At 55.9% G+C, this 15,607-nt stretch carries 14 protein-coding genes; 7 read left to right on the top strand and 7 right to left on the bottom strand.

All coding sequences use genetic code 11. The features are described 5' to 3' along the window. The first annotated feature begins 171 nt into the window (after positions 1-171). Positions 172-1,311: an RHE_PE00001 family protein gene (locus J2Z17_RS21320; RefSeq protein ID WP_209948178.1), complete on the top strand. Its 1,140-nt coding sequence runs from the start codon at positions 172-174 to the stop codon at positions 1,309-1,311. A 321-nt stretch (positions 1,312-1,632) separates the two neighbouring features. Beyond that, entirely contained in the window at positions 1,633-2,787 is a 1,155-nt protein-coding gene (locus J2Z17_RS21315; protein ID WP_209948032.1) for a PIN domain-containing protein, read from the top strand. Between the two features lie 13 nt (positions 2,788-2,800). On the opposite strand, the gene J2Z17_RS21310 is transcribed toward J2Z17_RS21315, so the two are convergent. The 7 genes from J2Z17_RS21310 to J2Z17_RS21280 form a co-directional block, all read right to left on the bottom strand. After that, positions 2,801-2,944, bottom strand: a complete 144-nt coding sequence (locus J2Z17_RS21310) for a hypothetical protein (RefSeq protein ID WP_209948029.1) — start codon at positions 2,942-2,944, stop codon at positions 2,801-2,803. Beyond that, entirely contained in the window at positions 2,941-3,357 is a 417-nt protein-coding gene (locus tag J2Z17_RS21305) for a hypothetical protein (protein WP_209948027.1), read from the bottom strand. Before J2Z17_RS21305 ends, J2Z17_RS21310 begins: the two co-directional genes overlap by 4 nt. An 89-nt stretch (positions 3,358-3,446) precedes the next feature. Then, positions 3,447-4,010, bottom strand: a complete 564-nt coding sequence (locus J2Z17_RS21300) for a 3'-5' exonuclease (protein ID WP_209948025.1) — start codon at positions 4,008-4,010, stop codon at positions 3,447-3,449. Then, positions 4,007-5,173, bottom strand: a complete 1,167-nt coding sequence (locus J2Z17_RS21295; RefSeq protein ID WP_209948023.1) for a hypothetical protein — start codon at positions 5,171-5,173, stop codon at positions 4,007-4,009. The genes J2Z17_RS21300 and J2Z17_RS21295 overlap by 4 nt, the downstream gene beginning before the upstream one ends. Beyond that, positions 5,173-6,069 carry an ATP-binding protein gene (locus J2Z17_RS21290; protein ID WP_209948021.1) on the bottom strand — a complete coding sequence of 299 codons (897 nt, stop codon included), beginning with the start codon at positions 6,067-6,069 and terminating at the stop codon, positions 5,173-5,175. The genes J2Z17_RS21295 and J2Z17_RS21290 overlap by 1 nt, the downstream gene beginning before the upstream one ends. Next, the gene (locus tag J2Z17_RS21285) at positions 6,066-6,560 is read right to left on the bottom strand and encodes an HORMA-1 domain-containing protein (protein ID WP_209948019.1); all 495 of its coding nucleotides are present in this window, start codon (positions 6,558-6,560) and stop codon (positions 6,066-6,068) included. The genes J2Z17_RS21290 and J2Z17_RS21285 overlap by 4 nt, the downstream gene beginning before the upstream one ends. After that, positions 6,561-7,505, bottom strand: coding sequence for a CBASS oligonucleotide cyclase (locus J2Z17_RS21280; protein ID WP_209948018.1), 945 nt, complete (start codon positions 7,503-7,505; stop codon positions 6,561-6,563). Between the two features lie 203 nt (positions 7,506-7,708). Here J2Z17_RS21280 and J2Z17_RS21275 point away from each other — a divergent pair, with 203 nt between their 5' ends. The 5 genes from J2Z17_RS21275 to J2Z17_RS21255 all read left to right on the top strand — a co-directional run bounded on the left by J2Z17_RS21275 (position 7,709) and on the right by J2Z17_RS21255 (position 15,570). Further along, positions 7,709-8,773, top strand: a complete 1,065-nt coding sequence (locus J2Z17_RS21275) for a helix-turn-helix domain-containing protein (protein WP_209948016.1) — start codon at positions 7,709-7,711, stop codon at positions 8,771-8,773. A gap of 3 nt (positions 8,774-8,776) precedes the next feature. Further along, a complete protein-coding gene (locus tag J2Z17_RS21270) occupies positions 8,777-9,277 on the top strand; it encodes a PIN domain-containing protein (protein WP_209948014.1) in 501 nt (166 codons plus the stop codon). A 48-nt stretch (positions 9,278-9,325) separates the two neighbouring features. Beyond that, entirely contained in the window at positions 9,326-10,063 is a 738-nt protein-coding gene (locus J2Z17_RS21265) for a hypothetical protein (RefSeq protein WP_209948011.1), read from the top strand. Positions 10,064-10,192: 129 nt separating this feature from the next. Further along, positions 10,193-13,798, top strand: coding sequence for an AAA domain-containing protein (locus J2Z17_RS21260; RefSeq protein ID WP_209948009.1), 3,606 nt, complete (start codon positions 10,193-10,195; stop codon positions 13,796-13,798). Next, positions 13,792-15,570: a phospholipase D-like domain-containing protein gene (locus tag J2Z17_RS21255; protein ID WP_209948007.1), complete on the top strand. Its 1,779-nt coding sequence runs from the start codon at positions 13,792-13,794 to the stop codon at positions 15,568-15,570. The genes J2Z17_RS21260 and J2Z17_RS21255 overlap by 7 nt, the downstream gene beginning before the upstream one ends. Positions 15,571-15,607: the final 37 nt, after the last annotated feature.

Genomic DNA, 15,607 nt, shown 5'->3' with positions numbered 1-15,607 from the left:
CATTGCTTGGGCTTCGCGCACCAAAATATGCTGTCCGACAGAGTTGATCAAGTGGTTGGTCTGATCACATACGATAAGGGTTACTTATCGATGGTTAGAGACCCAACCCGCAGTCATACCATGTGACGAACCGTAATATTCAGATAGAGTTCCTTTATGAAATCATTTACCATGATTTCAATGGCTTACGATCTCGCAAAAATCAGCATGAAAGCCCTGATGGAACCGGCTTTTCGCGCCGGTATCGAATTGGCACGTCTCGACGAACGTATCGCCCGTTCGCCGGTCGGTTCGGGCTTCCTCGAACGGTCGCACTTCGCCGACGCCTGCGCCTCACTGTGGATCGACGGCGAACTCGTCCATCTCGAAGACCTGGTACTCCATGACGCCACCCGAGACATTCGGACACCGACCCACGAACTCACCATCGCCCGCGACGTGCTGCGCACCCGACGGCGGATTTCTGGCCAGTCAGTCGACTGGGCTCTGTCCGCGGAGGGTATCCGGGTTTTGCGACAAACCTCGGACGCCGGTGCGATCGGCGCCGAGGCGGCAGAGCCGGCGAGGATCATGCGACCTGCGCCTGCCGTCGATCGAGAAGGGGAGCGGGACGATATTGACGAGGCCGAAAATCTGCCTGGCGTCGACTATGCCGCCATTGATGCGGTCCTCGCGCGATCCGAGGCGGCGATCGAGAATGCCAGACGGCCCGGCCGCGCCGGCGGCCAGGAAAAAGATCCGATGGTCTACGACCTCGACTGGGATGAGGACGCCCGGCTCGACGAATGGCGCGGCGTGTTGCGACAGGCACAGGAACTGCCGACGGTGCTGCAGGCGATCGTCGCCCTCGATGCCTGGAACGAGGTTTCGGTGCTTCAGCACGCGCCCTGGCTCGGCCGTCTGTTTGCTGGGTCGATCCTACGGCAGGCCGGCATCACCACCGGCGCGCATCTCGCTGCCATCAATCTTGGCCTGAAAACCATTCCCGTCGATCGGCGCCGCGATCGCAACCGGGAAACCCGGCTGGTCGCCATCGCGCATGGGATGTTGGCGTCCGCCGAGATCGGCATGAAAGAGCATGACCGGCTGGCGCTGGCCCGCACCCTATTGGAGCGGAAGCTGGACGGCCGCCGGACGTCTTCAAAACTGCCTGAACTGATCGAGCTGGTGATGGCAAAACCGTTGGTGTCGGCGAAGATGGTGGCCAAGACGCTCGAGGTGACGCCGCAGGCCGCGCGGCGGATTGTTTTGGAGCTGGGCTTGCGCGAGATGACGGGGAGGGGGAGGTTTCGTGCGTGGGGAGTTGTATAGCGAGCCAAAGGTTTGGACCCCTACGCATTGCTTGTTCCCGTATCTAAGCGTGCAACAATTCGCTTATCCGTCGTCGGCATCGCTTACGATTTGTCATGATAACGCCGATCGAGATCATCGAAGATGTGGGGTCGTCATAATGGGCACGATTCAGTTCGTTCAGTTTCCGATTGCCGGCGCGCGCCCAGAGACTTCGCTTCGGCCAGGTCGCGAGGATTGTAAGGGAGAGTGGAAGTAAACATTTCGCGCTCAGGACCGGATCTTGCCCGCTGCCCGCGAGCAAGACGTTTTGGATATCGGTAAGTAATAAGGAGGGCGGGGATGCCAAAATTGCAGCAAAGCGACGTCAAGGCCTACATAGCGGATGGGACGATCTCATCGATCTCGATAGATACCGCCATCTTCGACAAATATGGATGCAATCTCACCCACGCGGTGCTCGCGCGCCTTGATCAGTTCAAGAAAGGCGGGGTGAATGTCATGCTGTCCGAGATTGTCGTCAAAGAGGTCATCAACCACATTGCTCGCGCCGCGGCCGAGACCCAACGCGAACTGAACGCTGCTCTGAAGCGGCACGATCGCAGGTGGGGCCTGAGTAAGGATCTCGCGACCCTAAAGGCCGAATTCCAGCTCAACGTTGATCCTGATGTCGCCGCTACTGAACAAGTGACCGAATATCTCGACTCCGTTGGCGCAGAAGTTATTCCGGGAGAGGGCGACGGAAACCTCGCGGCAGAAGTGTTGCGCCGTTACTTTGAGGTCTTAACTCCCTTTGAGGCGAGGGAAGCCAAGAAGCACGAATTTCCGGATGCGTTCGCTCTGCTCGCTCTCGAACAGGTGGCTTCCGCGCGCAAGACACTGATCGTATGCGTGAGCCCCGACAAGGGCTGGGCCGCGTTTGCCGCACAGTCGGACCATTTGGTCGTTGTTCCAGAGCTCGACCTGCTTTTGTCGTGGTTCAACGATCCTGGCAGGCACTTTGCGGAAAAGATCGTTGCGATCTGGACAAAGGGCGAGGCGAAAGACATTGAAGTCGAAATCGACCGGGGTTTCGAATATTACCTCGATGGCATCGACTTCGGCATCAACGCTGATGCGCCGCTCGACTATGATGTCGAGCCAATCAGCGCGGTGCTTCAGCACATCTACAAGGATAAGATTGGGTCGCCCGCAGTTATCGCCGAGGACGACGACCAGGTGACTTTTTCCGTCAAGGTGGTCGCTAAGGTGGGGTTCGAGGCCGAATTTAGCTTCTACGCGCACGACTCGATCGATGGGGATAACGTCTCTCTGGGATCACGAACGCCATATACCGAAGACGACCTCACGTTCGATGTGACCCTGACAGTATCGAGGGAAATCGACGGCGGCGTGATCGAGGTTCTGGAGACAACGGTCACGTCGACAAAAGTTTCGGCGGACTTCGGCTATGTCGACCCGTTTCCGGACGATGATCCTACTCACGAGAAGTACTGAACGCGTTTTCAGCTCACAAAGATCGGGCTTCGCGCCCCGGAAGACGTTGCAGGCGTTCTGTCGGTTCCCGGATCGAGATCGGCTCGGTAGTTAGCGGAATATCTTCCGCGCGATTGAAAGCGGTCCGGAGCGTGGCGATTTCGGCATCGATTGTCATCTGGCGGTTCGTTCTCCAGCAGGTACGCTGCCGGTAGAAACGCGCCGGCAAAAATTCGGAAAGTCACGAGTCTGGCGCTCTTCGATCATTCGCCGCTGAAGACCTCGCGCGCGTCCGGCAAGTGAGCAGATGCGTCCGGTCGTTTTCAGGACGATAATCTGCCGTGGAAATTCGCACACGATGTTCATGGAGCGGAAGATCGATATCAAGGTGTCGCCCTTGTACGCCTCCATGGCGGCATAATCGTTCAGTACCGCGTAGTTGCTGGTAGAGGCGCTCAGAAAAGACCGAAGCGCCTCCGATTGCATTGCGTTGCTGTCGACGACTTTCCGGCTCATCTTCTCGCCCATTGCGCGCGGGCAGTATTGTCGGCCATCGGCGAACTCGTGTTTCCATCGGCAGCGCTGGATCATTCGCCGGCAACACGCGCTTAATATCGAACGGGTCGCCGGCATTGCCTTAGTTTGCAAGGTTCCAGAACCGCTCCATGTCGCGATATCGTCTAAGCTCGGTGATTTTGGTTGGTGATGTATTGCCAGACAAGACGAAATATCTCGGCCTGGTACCGAGCATCCTGCAAAGCATCGTGCGTGCCAGATTCTTGAGGTCTGAGATGCGCTGCGATTTTGCTCGATCGAGTGTCGCGCCAAGTGCACGCAGTCGAACCCATGTAGAGTGCTTTGATGTCGAGTGCGGTGAATCCGAACGGATTTTCGCCCAAGAACCGATGGAAGTAATAGTTTATAAACGACCAGTCGAAAGGAGCATTGAAGCCGACGAACACAATTGTCTCATCATCCTTCGCGATCTTCTGAAGCCATTCAGAGAATTGATTCATGGCCAGTTTGGGTTCCAAACCGTTTTCTGTCAGGTCCTGCAGTGACAAACCCGTGACCTCGAGTGCCTTCGGGTCGAACGCGTCGGTAATCGGCCTCAATGTGCAGGTGAAGACTTTCTCAGGTTCAAAAACTGAGCAAGCTCCGATCGACAACAAGCTATATTCGCCCGGTATCGGTCCTGAGGTCTCCACATCTACAGAAATGAATATCTCGGCTTTTTCGCTCATGAGATCAAAGGCTCCGCTGGAACAAGGGAGGGGCGATTGCGAATCGCGGTCCAGTGTTCTCTGAAAGTGCGTCTACGGTCTTCGGCGGTTCCGGAAGTCGCCCAATGCAGGCCGGAGAAGGTCGCAATATCAAAAGGTAGGCTTGCGCCTTTTCGCACTGTCACCATGGTGGGTAAGCTGCGGCCGAGGGCGTAACCCAATTCCAAGAAGCAATTGGGACGTCCACCAGTGATGTCAGCTATGACCATGCTGCTGCGATGAAGCTTGGCGAAGATTTCCTGGTCGATACGGGAGTGATCGTAAGCCTGCTGGCCATCGATGACAATCAGTCGGTAACCGAGTTCGTCCTCGACAACAGGTTTGACGACGATGTCAAAGAAGTTCTGGACGTCGGCGTAATCTTCATGGTCAGGGTTCAGCAGGCGAACAGCGAACGCTTTGGGACGGTCTAACGCTTCTAGCAGATCAATCAGCGCCGACACACGATCGGCGATTGGTTGACGCTTTGGAAAGCCAATCCGATTGATCCAGCTGTGCGCATCCCCATCATCGGCAATCTGGAAAAGGCGCCGGGTCTGACTGCTGGCAAGGCCGAAGCTGTAGAGACGGCGTGAGCCGGCATTTTCTGGACACAGTGGAAGGTTCAAGGGAACAATCGGCTTGCCGGCATCGTGATACAGGTTTGCCAGATAGAGGACGCCTTCCGTTCCGCCAAGTGTGATCAGAACGTCCCCGAAGCGCGCTTGGGCTTCCATGCGCTTGCTGTTCATATTCCACTGTGCCGCGCTTTCGATCTTGACCAGCTGGGAAGCCCGGAGTTCATCCCACAAATCGATGTACTGTTCCGGGATCTGTTCTTCGGTTTTATGGTGCTGGACGGCGACGACAAACGGGCCGGGCACGTTCTGCGGGCGCAAGGTGAGATTGCTCCTGACGCTCCTCCAGACTAGCCAGTCGAAACAGATGGGCAACTTATCCGTTTTTCGCGTAGGTTCGGCATCAACGGGAATAACGAAGTTGGCGCCGCGTTTGACCAACTCCTTTACCAAGGCCGCAACGAGGTCGCGTGCGGCCTCGACGTCGGAGGTGGAGGCGGTGGTGAGATCATCGACGACGCTACCAGAGATATGAATCCGTCTACCGAACAGCGGGGAACGCACCATTACTTATCCTCCATGACGGGCGATGCATGCAGGCTGTTTGCGACAGCGGCGAGGTCGTCGAAAATCAATGCCCGATCTGGATAGGCTCGAGCGAGCGCAGCCGGGTACAGGCGTGTACGGATGTCGGAATAGGTCCAGCAAGGGCGCCCATCCCGGCTTGCCGTTAGCCGCACCAAATCGGCGAGATTTGCTTGTGTCAGCCCCAACTCTGCAAGGTCCATTTGAAAAAGCTGCTGGCGCTCCGCGTCCGAGGGCCGATTGAATGCCTCCACGATTGCCGCCCGGCGTCGCAGAGCAGGATCAAGGGCCGACAATCGGTTGGTACAAAGGATGACGACAATTCGGCCTCCATATTGCCGGAGGTCATCAATGCCCTGGATGAGCGTGTTTACCGCCACCTTGTCTTCATGGTGGCTATGATCCTGCGTACGCGATGCTGCCAGGCTGTCACCCTCGTCAATGATCAGGATAGCTCGTCGCGATTTGCCAGCCGCCTGGGTGACCTTTCGGAAGGCCTCCGCGATCAAAGTGCCCATCTCGCCGACCATGCCACTGCCGCGAACCCGATTGGACAGCTTGAACAGGATGGAGTCTGAGCTCCGAGCCTCGGCGACCAGACGATTTGCGATGCATTCCGCTGTGGCGGTTTTGCCGGTGCCCACGTCGCCATGAAAAATGACCAAGGGATATTGCTCAGCCACCAGATCACAAAGACCCAGCTTGCCGCCGTGATGCTTGCGGTTCCAGTCCCCAAGAGCGCCAACGTTTAACAAGAGGCGAAGCTGGTCATGAACGCGGGTGTAGCGATTGGCAAAACCAAGCAACGTTTTTTCGCGCTTGACGAGACCTTCGTCCGGCAGTGCAAGTTCGCTGTCGAAAATGTTCTGTTGGGTCATGCGGCCCAATCCTTTCTCTGCATCCCGTAGGTGCTGCTGACATAGTTGCGGCCGCCTGAGGATGACAGGCTTGCATGGCTGGTGTCGTCATGGGACGTGGTCCAACCAATCTTCAGCTTTTTTCTGGTCGCTTCACGCGCCGTATCCGTATAGGCGCTGGTATAGCTGATCACGATGCGGAGTTTGGCATTGTCCACTCGCGGCCATAAAACACCACCAGGGCGGCTAGTCGTCAGAGTTCCGGCTGCCGTATCAACATCAAAGCGTGTGGCCTGGAGCTCTACGCCGTATTGCAAGAGCGTGACGTCAACCCAGGCGAGGTAACCTTCCTTGGCAAGGATCTCGATGTCGTGCGCGTATTCAGCAGCTTTTTCACTGGTCCAGGCACCAGTGCTGTTGGCGATCATGATGAGATCAGCCTTCACCCTCCGAACGACGTTTTCGATATCGGTCGTGGTATAGGTGGCTGAAGCGGTCGTTGTCTGGCTCATTTATTCCTCCACCTTGAAGCCCGGCCCGAAGATTTCCTTCCAAACCGAATTGTCGTTCTCCACCGATGCGAAATTGGCGGTTTCCCATGCCACATGGGCGGCGGCGACTATTTCCTTTCGCTCAGCCTCCGAGATTCGGCTTGTCACGTTGTTTAGGCTGTAAACAGGATCGATAATCACGACAGGATCAGAAAATGAGCCGAGAGGAAGTGTGTTCTCTGGAAAGCTGATCTTGTCCTTCAGGCCGGACTGCGCAATGTAGAGCAGGAAATTGCGGAAGCGCTGTTCAATGCTGCCTTCTTTTCCCTGCGCAGCCAGCACATGCGCCATGATCAACTCGATGGCGAACGACTTGAGCGGCTTAATCTCGGCGTAGTTGCGCCACTTCTTGGCCATTCGCACCAGCGTGCGGAAGTCGCTGTCCTGGTTCTTGCGGTTCCGAACAAATTGGATCTGACAAGGCGCGCAGGTCTGCATTTTCGACCCGTCATGAATATCGAATTGCCATCCATAGCCCGGCCGGCCTTCATCCTCGATCACTGGCACGATATCGACGCTGAGCCCTGTGCCGACGAAAGTCACCGTAGCGGCCTTCCGCTGGATCTCGAAATCCTCGACCGACTTGGTTGGATAGATCTTGATCAGGAGCTCGTAGATAGTCTGACTGAGGCTATCGAGTGTTTCCTTCGTCACGTCCTTTCCGGAAATATAGAAGACCACATCGACATCGACCGGGTCATAAGCCGTTTTACGCAGAATAGTAAACTTGGCAAAAGAACCTGCCTTCACAACCTTAGTGATTTTGATCTCGGTCTTGTCGCGAACGCTTTTGCGGAGTTGTTCGATCAGGCGATCGACCTGACCGTGATATTCCGTGCGTTTGTCGGTCGGCAGGCGAAGGATATTGCTATCGTAGTATCGGAATTCCGTGTTGCTTAGAGCCATTCGCCCCGTCCTTCCCGGTTGGTATTGCGTACGAACCGGAAGCGGGCCGGCATCCCTACATGTCGCTCGATCGGGCCGACAGAGCGACGCTTAAAGCGGTGACCTTAATTAGGTCAGATCACGACTCGACTATTTCAAGAGGTCGCGGTTTACAGAATGCAAAAAAAATTCTATTTTGTAAACCATCAACACAGGAGGCGGACATGATTGGAAATAAACTGAAAGTCGCTCGGACGGCTTCGGGGCTGTCCTTGCGCGCACTTGCCGCCGCAATAGGCGGCATTGTGTCAGCACAGGCGATCGGGAAATACGAGAGGAACGAGGATATGCCGAGTTCTCGCGTACTCATGGCGCTCGCGAAAGCACTGAAGGTTTCGGAAGAGTCTCTCCTCAGTGAAGACGAGCTTTCGCTTGAAGGTGTGGATTTCCGAAAAAAGGCCGGCACGTCCTCAAAGGAGGAGTCCGCACTAGAGGCGCGTGCCATCCACATGCTGGAGCGATATCTTGCTGTTGAGGACCTCCTGCATATGCGTAGTGTCGAGTGGGAGCAGCCGAGAAGTGCGCCTCATCCTGTGGCGGAAGTGCGCGATGCCGAAGATGCCGCACGTTCCGTCCGGGAGGATTGGGGGCTTGGGAATGATCCCATTCCGCAACTGGCTGAATTGCTAGAAGAAAGGGGGATAAAGATTCTATCGCTCGACCTTGACAACGTCGATGGCCTCGCAGCGAAAGTGCGCCGAAAAGACCGTGACGCAGCGCGCGTGATTGTCATCAAAAGAAGCACATGGTCGGAGCGCAAGCGTTTCAACCTAGCGCATGAACTCGGACATATGATCATCGCCCCAAGTGGTGGTGTCGATGAGGAAAAGGCTGCTCATCGTTTTGCCGGCGCGTTTTTAATGCCGGCTGATGTCTTACGCGCAGAGGTTGGTGCGCATCGATCATCGATCAGCATCGGTGAACTCGTGGAACTGAAGAAGCGCTTCGGCGTCAGCATTCAGGCGCTGGCTTATCGATGCAAAGATCTTGGCATCATTAGCCAATCTTCCTGCGCGCGTCTGTTCAAGGTGTTCGCCGAAAGAGGTTGGAGGGATGCTCCTTATGAAGAGCCCGAAAGCATGAAGCCGGAATTGGAGGAGCCAAGGCGGTTCGAGCGCCTTTGCTATCGTGCTTTGTCAGAAGGAGCGATTGGTGAATCCCGTGCTGCTGAATTGCTTGGCATTTCAGTTCGTGAGCTCGACAAGCGCCTGGATCAAGTCGCGGTGTGATCTGTGGCTGTTCTTGTATCAGACACTTCGGTCCTGATTGACCTCGAAAGAGCCGCGCTTCTCGACGAGATGTTTCTCCTACCATTCGAATTCGCGGTCCCCGATCTGCTCTATGATCGGGAGCTCGCGGGCGAGCTTGGAGACAGGTTGGTGGGACTAGGGCTTCGTATCGAAGAATTGACATCAATCGAGCTTCGCCGCGCGACCGTGATCAACCGACAGTATTCTCGCCTGTCTGCGCCGGATACTTTCGCCTTCGCCATTGCGGAAAGCCGAAAATGGGGGCTGCTAACGGGTGACGGTGTGCTCCGGGAACTTGCTGTAACCGAGCGGTTGGAAATGCACGGTGTCTTGTGGCTGTTTGACCAGTTTGCGGACGGAGACCACGTACCAATTGAGCATCTTCATGGCGGACTGAGCAAACTTGCGGGTCACCCGAGGTGTCGACTTCCGGTTAGTGAAGTGCGAAAACGGCTGGCGCGTTTTTCCCCGGGAAAAATGTGAACAACGAGGAGAATTCAGTTCTCCAGTTTTGATATAGGTGTTGCAGTGGTGTTGGACGATTGGCTTGTATGGCTACGCGATTTCAGATCTGACGCTACCGAATTCGTCCAAAACGTGGTCGCCGCGCCCGAGGACCCTAAAGATGCCGAGCTGCAGTCCATTAGGTTCGCCGTCTATGCGCGCCTTCTGACCCTGCTCGACACGGCAATTCGTCACGCTGAAGCAGACAAACAACTCGAGCTGCGAATTACAGCACGTGAAATCATCGAATGTGCCATTCACCTTGAAGCTGCCGCTCGTATTCCCGAATACGTTCAGACGATAAAGGACGATGACAGGGCCAGCAAGCGTTCTCTAGTCAAGGCAGTGAACGACGATCAGCCTCCCAGCGATCCGGCAACGCGTCGCCTCGTCCAAGAGTTCATGAACAATAAAACCGCGAAACGTGTACAGCCCACTGACCTTGGGAAAGGCAGCGATTTCAAACGGCTAATTCTGATCTATCGCGAGATTTCAGCTGATTCAGCACATGTCACGTTGACCTCGCTAGATCGGCACGTTCGTGCGGATGAGGACGGCGTCAATCGGATGATTATCGATCCTCCATTGGACGACGGTGAACTTTTTCAGTCAATGAGCGGCATCGCGTTGAGTGCGCTCTTATGCACCTGGCTTCTGGTCAAAGCCGTGCCCTCATCGGAAGGAAGCGCAGAACTGATCCAACTTGGTCAGCGCTACCAGTCCATTTATCGCCGCGACAAACACCTCGAACATCAGGGATCATAGCTTGAGCGCAAGCTTCTGCTCTATTTCGTGATTGCAACCGTGTATAGCCGCAAGTTAACCGTTGATCGGTGGAGATTAAGCGACGTAAAGTATTCTAACTGTTTGTTTTCAGGGTGGGGGAGCGGGGCCATGGTCGGAGGCAAAACAAAGAAGCGGGCGAGCCGCGCACTACCTCCGCTTGAAAAGCGTTTTACGTTTCTTGGCGACGCCGTCGCAGCCGGTGATAAAAAAGTCCTTCGTTCTGCACAATTTGAAGTTTTGGACCAGACGACCGGTTTTGAGCGAAACCTGAAGCTTTGGCAGAAAACCGGTAAGCCGGTCGATGCGGATCTACGCCAACTCTGGCTGCATGAAATGCGGCAGGTTCAGCGTGTAATGTCCTACGCTGGCGCTCGCGAAGTGATCGTTGATATACTCGAGTTCGTGGAAGATGCTGAAAACTTCGGTGTCCTCCTTGAGCACGCCGGCCAACCGCTTTCTGCCAAGTTGCTCAGGGTTTCTCGTCAGCATTGGCTGAAAAATTTGGGAGCGCCCCGTCCTCGTACGCTTTTTTGGCGGAACATTAAGCGCCTTGTTACTGCATTGGGTATCGTCCATGCGCAAGGTTTGGTTCACGGAAGCATCTCGTCGGACAGCGTAATGACCGAAGGCTCCGAGGAACCTGATTTTCAACTTACGGGTTTCGAATGGAGCCTCTGGCTTTCCGCCGACAAATCAGAGAAGGCCCATGCCAAACTAGGTGCTCACGCCGATGCTATTCGGGCGGATCGCTACTCTTTCGCTGAAGATTGGCGTGCGTTGGGCAAGTTGGCTGCACATTGCCTCGACGCCGTCGTTCGAGCATCAGGTGATGTTCAGGCTTTAGGACGTTCGGAAACGCAGATTGTCCTTAGCACTTCCGAAAGGGTATTCCTGAAGCGCCTCGTAAGCCCAACGAGAATGGACAGCTTAGAGGCAATTTCGATAGCGCGATCCGTGGATGACATTATCGCGGATGTGGGTCGTTCCGTAGCGTCCCGGGCCGGCACCTTTATCATGATGTTTTCGCAGACTTCTGGGCTTGGTGAAGCAGTTTATGCAGTCAGCGATGGCGCAGTACCTGTCGATGAGTATCGGGACCAATTGGAATGGGTGAGGGCCGACCTAGATGGTGGCGCCACATTGATGGTGCAGCGCAACTTCGACCCTCTCCAAGACAAGATGCATCTCGTGACTTCAACCATGAATTATGCGCTTGTACCAATGAGACAAGATGGCTCTGCAGCCTGGGACGTAGCGGTGTGCTCACGTGCGGAGCCACGTCCAGAAGCTCTCCGGATCGGCGATCAAGATGAGCATGATCTAGTACAGCCGATTGAGGTGGTGACTTCCGTCCGTCATGCGGTGGATACCCGTGCCCGCCTTGGGCCGGATGCGCTCGATTGGAGCGCGTTTGCAGCGCCACGTGGCGGCGAGGGCGCTCCCAATCGTTCCGACCTGATCAGACGGTCGCTCCTGCTCGTGCAGGTGATCGAAGCGGTCGTAAAATCACTGGAGGTATATCCGGTAGAGGTGCTTGAAAGTGAGCAGGTCAGTGGCAGACGTTACGCAGTGGTACGTGCACAGCCTCAAAACGAGAGGGACCGGATCGCAAAGCGCATCGGTTTGACCGAGGCGTCGGCCGCGCTTAAACGACTGTTTGAAGACGACCATCGCGATGCGGATGCCCAATGGCGTTTCTCGCAGGCGGCAAGTCTTGGCGCCAGCCGCCGCAACGACGTGACTGCCACATTTGCGGATGTCCAAGAGCATCGAGGCCGCACGGCCTACCGTTTTGAGATCGATGAAGATCTCCCTTCCGACGGGGGACAGCTGTTTCTCAGGCCGGAACGCGATGCCGGTACGGAGGGAGTTATAGCGCGACGCCTGCGCAACATCAAAGCACTGACAACGCGGGTAGATCTTACCGAAATGCTTGATGACCCTTGGCGAGTTCGCCGATCGAGTCGTGAGACCCTCGATGACGATGACAAAGCAGACGAACATTTCGAAGACCTAGATGTGCCCAAGCAGGAGGCCCTTCTCGGTCTGTGGTCGACGTTGCCATCCTACTTCGTTGTCGGTCCTCCCGGTGTTGGAAAGACGCGCTTGGCAACCGAAACCGTAAGGCGACGATTTTCGAACGACCGATCCACTCGCCTATTGCTGACGGCGCAAGGTCATGATGCGCTTGATCACTTGCAGGAGAAGATAAAAGACACCCTCAAGGAGAACAAGCTCGATGACGTCATTATCGTCAGGTCGACTGCATCTGAACGGCGGCCGACAAGTGACGAGGACGTTCATCAGGCTGGACTGGACTACCTGAAAATTCTTTCGGAGAGCCCGTTGACGCGGGATGCCCCAGGTCCACTTCGCGACCGCGTCCACAGCCTGACAGCGTCCGCCGGGCGGCTGACGAAATCCAAAGACGCTGTTGAGAAGGATGATCGCGTCGCTCTGAATGCGGTGTCAAGCCTAGTCCTGGATGCCGCGAATATCGTCATTTCGACAGCGAACTCTCCCGACATAGAGCGGCTGGTCGAGGCTCGCGAACAATTTGACTGGGTCATTGTTGAAGAGGCGGCCAAGGCAACTGGACCCGAACTGATTGGTCCACTCATGCTCTCAGGGCGGCGATTGTTGATCGGAGATCATCATCAGCTACCACCTTTCGAGGCAGACCGCCTCGTCAAGGTTCTTCGCGACCACAGCTTGGTCGCCGAAGCGCTAAAGCTAGCCGAGCAGTACGTTGGCCCCCTGATGCGAGATGGAGAGATCGCAGAGCTGGACCACATTGCACGCGACCCCGCATCGTTGCGAGAAGTCGCTGACATGGCGCTGCGACTATTCGAGCCGTTCCGGACGTTCGTAGTTGAAGACGAGCGTCGGCTACTCGGTAACACCAATCATCGGCCGATATCTTCTACCCTGACAGAACAGCGGCGCATGGATCCGGCGATCGCTCGTATCGTGTCGGCCGCATTTTATGAGCACAAGCTCAACACACAAGCTGCCCGTGCAAGAGCCGCCGAGGAAGTGCCGCCGCCGTTCGAAGTTCGGAGCCCATTACCAAAATCTCCTGTCGTCGTGGTGAACTTCAAACACATTAGTGCAACAGGATCTGGTGCGCGCGCCGAGAAGATGAGCCCGCGTTGGCACAATCCCAGTGAAGTATCAGCCACATACGACGTGCTTCGACACATCCGTGCGTCGAAAGCGAGCGAAAAGCCTCCAACCTTGGTCATCCTTTCGTTCTACAAAGCGCAGGTCGAAAAACTCAGCGAGCGAATAGATGCCGGGATCCGCAGTGGCGAACTTGCGCATCTGTCGGAATTCCAGCCCGTGCTCGGAAGCAACAAATGGGTTAGTACAGTTGACGGCTTCCAAGGAAATGAAGCGGATCTGGTGGTCCTGTCTCTCGTCAGAAACAACTCGGGGACGGGCGCGGGTGCGTTGGGTTTCTTGCGGGACCGGAGACGCATGAACGTTGCTTTGAGCCGAGCAAAGTCAAAACTCGTTATTGTCGGGAGTCTTGCATTTCTGCGCGAAGCCGTGCGCGGAGTGAACCCTGACGCTGGCAAGCATGACCTCGCATTTCTGACCGTGGTCGCTGACACGATTGATGAGCTATCACGGGAGGTGCGTGGGAAGGATATTAAGTTGGCAAGCGTCATTGACCCAGCCATCTTGCGCGGGGGGGACCATTCATGCTGATTGCCATTCCCGCCTTTCGGCTTTCTTGCAATGTCGGCATTGATAAGGGCCGAGCTTGGAGCGTAATCGACGAGATGATCCTTTGGGCGACGGCCCAACAGAAACGGACGATCGCGCAGCTTTCGACAGACTCGGGTTTGCCTCGCCAAATTATTGTTGCCTCCATCGCAAGGCTTATGCGCTTTCGGCTCATTGAGCTCACTGTTCAGAGCAATGGGGCAGCCTTTCAAGCTAGTGAATATGGCAAAGAGGTGGTTGCAAGCGGTCGGCCGCTGCCGTTCTTTCCTAAACGTGAAGTCAAACGTGTCAGCTTTGTTATCGAACGAGCCACAGGAGGGTTCTTTCCGACTGGACAGGTCCGAGTGATCTCGGAGACCGCCCTGGCCAACGAAACAGACCCCGATCTCAGACTCGTTGTTGTTGAAGGCGGCGGTCCGTCGATGTCACACGAAGCAAATCTTGGCCGGCTGTCGCAGATTGCCGCCCGAGGATGGGAAGAGCAGGTTGCGCTAGTTGATGGACGAACTTCGTCGCTTCGCGCCGAGTTCATGATGATCCGTGTGGTCGATGGGGTGCCTCGGAACGTCCCGGAGAGCGCCTCGACGGGACTGCGAGCAGTTATCGACAAAGCGGCTTCACTGCCGGAAGGAACGACCCAAGTTTCTGTCGGCTATGGCGGCTCGGCTCAAGAGGCTGAGCCCGAGCCGACGGCTCACAACTGTGAATTCGACCCGGCTGATATTGTTATCGGCGGATCGGCCCAACTTGAATTCTTGCGTAAGTTGCTCGCGAGTGCTGATAGCCGCGTGATTGTTCACTCGACCTTTCTCGACCATCGTCGCTTCAAGGACCTGTTTCCAGACATCCGAGCCGCCTGCCTTCGTGGTGTGACATTTGACATGCTTTGGGGCGCAGAGTCATTGGACGAAGAAGAAACACGCAATAGTGCCTCCGCTGTGGAAATCGCTAAGATGGTTCGCGACGACCGCGATGTCGCGCGGCGTTTTCGCGTGCACATGCGCAGCACTGGGTCCCATGCCAAAATTCTTCTTGCGGACACGGCGGAAGGCGACTGGATTGCCGCCATCGGCTCATGCAACTGGCTCTCCACGCCGTTCAGGGCAGTCGAACTGACAGCTGTCCTTCGTGATCCAGCTGTCGTCGCTGATGTTGCCGTGGCCCTACAACGAATGGTTGGGCGGCGCGGCCTTTCGGATGACATTGCAACGGAGATGGCTATCGTTGCACGCGATTTGCGGCGGCATTCCTCGAAGGGCGGTCCAGCGAAGATATCTCTCGTGTTTGGTGATAATCATGACGTTATCATGAGGACGGCGAGTGGGTCGGCGAACAGCCGCGTCGTCGTGGGGAGCCACAGGTTGGGGTCAACGGCGAGACCAGGCGTCGTAATACAAGCGGAGACTGCAGTCGAAAGAGCGAATATCGGTACCACGCTCCTCTACACGATGCCGTCGGGTCCCCTGAAGAACCGCCACGCCCGCAAATTGGCAGAAGAAGCGGAGACCAATGGCGTTCGCTTAATTAAAGCTGGCGACATCCCATTGCATGGGAAGTTTGTTGCTTGGGATGACGATAATATCGTGATTACAAGCCTTAATTGGGCGTCCGCGTCGAGTGATCTGGATTTTCCGCAAGCTGATATCGGTGTCCACATCGCCTTAGACGGTATCGCTGAACACGCTATGAACATCTTGGAGCGCATTTTCCCGGAGGTGGGTGAGAACCGGGAGATCGGCATTTCGAACAGGTGACAGACATGAAAAAGAGAGCGATAGCAGACGTCTGCCG

Origin of the sequence: Heterorhizobium halophytocola (assembly GCF_017873095.1) — a bacterium.
Classification (GTDB): domain Bacteria; phylum Pseudomonadota; class Alphaproteobacteria; order Rhizobiales; family Rhizobiaceae; genus Allorhizobium; species Allorhizobium halophytocola.
This window is presented reverse-complemented; position numbering and strand designations above follow the sequence as displayed.

Excerpts from the sequence above, each read along its gene's own strand:
- J2Z17_RS21320 (WP_209948178.1), top strand. The coding sequence starts at position 172 with ATGATTTCAATGGCTTACGATCTCGCAAAAATCAGCATGAAAGCCCTG.
- J2Z17_RS21315 (WP_209948032.1), top strand. The coding sequence starts at position 1,633 with ATGCCAAAATTGCAGCAAAGCGACGTCAAGGCCTACATAGCGGATGGG.
- J2Z17_RS21310 (WP_209948029.1), bottom strand. The coding sequence starts at position 2,944 with ATGACAATCGATGCCGAAATCGCCACGCTCCGGACCGCTTTCAATCGC.
- J2Z17_RS21305 (WP_209948027.1), bottom strand. The coding sequence starts at position 3,357 with ATGATCCAGCGCTGCCGATGGAAACACGAGTTCGCCGATGGCCGACAA.
- J2Z17_RS21300 (WP_209948025.1), bottom strand. The coding sequence starts at position 4,010 with ATGAGCGAAAAAGCCGAGATATTCATTTCTGTAGATGTGGAGACCTCA.
- J2Z17_RS21295 (WP_209948023.1), bottom strand. The coding sequence starts at position 5,173 with ATGGTGCGTTCCCCGCTGTTCGGTAGACGGATTCATATCTCTGGTAGC.
- J2Z17_RS21290 (WP_209948021.1), bottom strand. The coding sequence starts at position 6,069 with ATGACCCAACAGAACATTTTCGACAGCGAACTTGCACTGCCGGACGAA.
- J2Z17_RS21285 (WP_209948019.1), bottom strand. The coding sequence starts at position 6,560 with ATGAGCCAGACAACGACCGCTTCAGCCACCTATACCACGACCGATATC.
- J2Z17_RS21280 (WP_209948018.1), bottom strand. The coding sequence starts at position 7,505 with ATGGCTCTAAGCAACACGGAATTCCGATACTACGATAGCAATATCCTT.
- J2Z17_RS21275 (WP_209948016.1), top strand. The coding sequence starts at position 7,709 with ATGATTGGAAATAAACTGAAAGTCGCTCGGACGGCTTCGGGGCTGTCC.
- J2Z17_RS21260 (WP_209948009.1), top strand. The coding sequence starts at position 10,193 with ATGGTCGGAGGCAAAACAAAGAAGCGGGCGAGCCGCGCACTACCTCCG.
- J2Z17_RS21255 (WP_209948007.1), top strand. The coding sequence starts at position 13,792 with ATGCTGATTGCCATTCCCGCCTTTCGGCTTTCTTGCAATGTCGGCATT.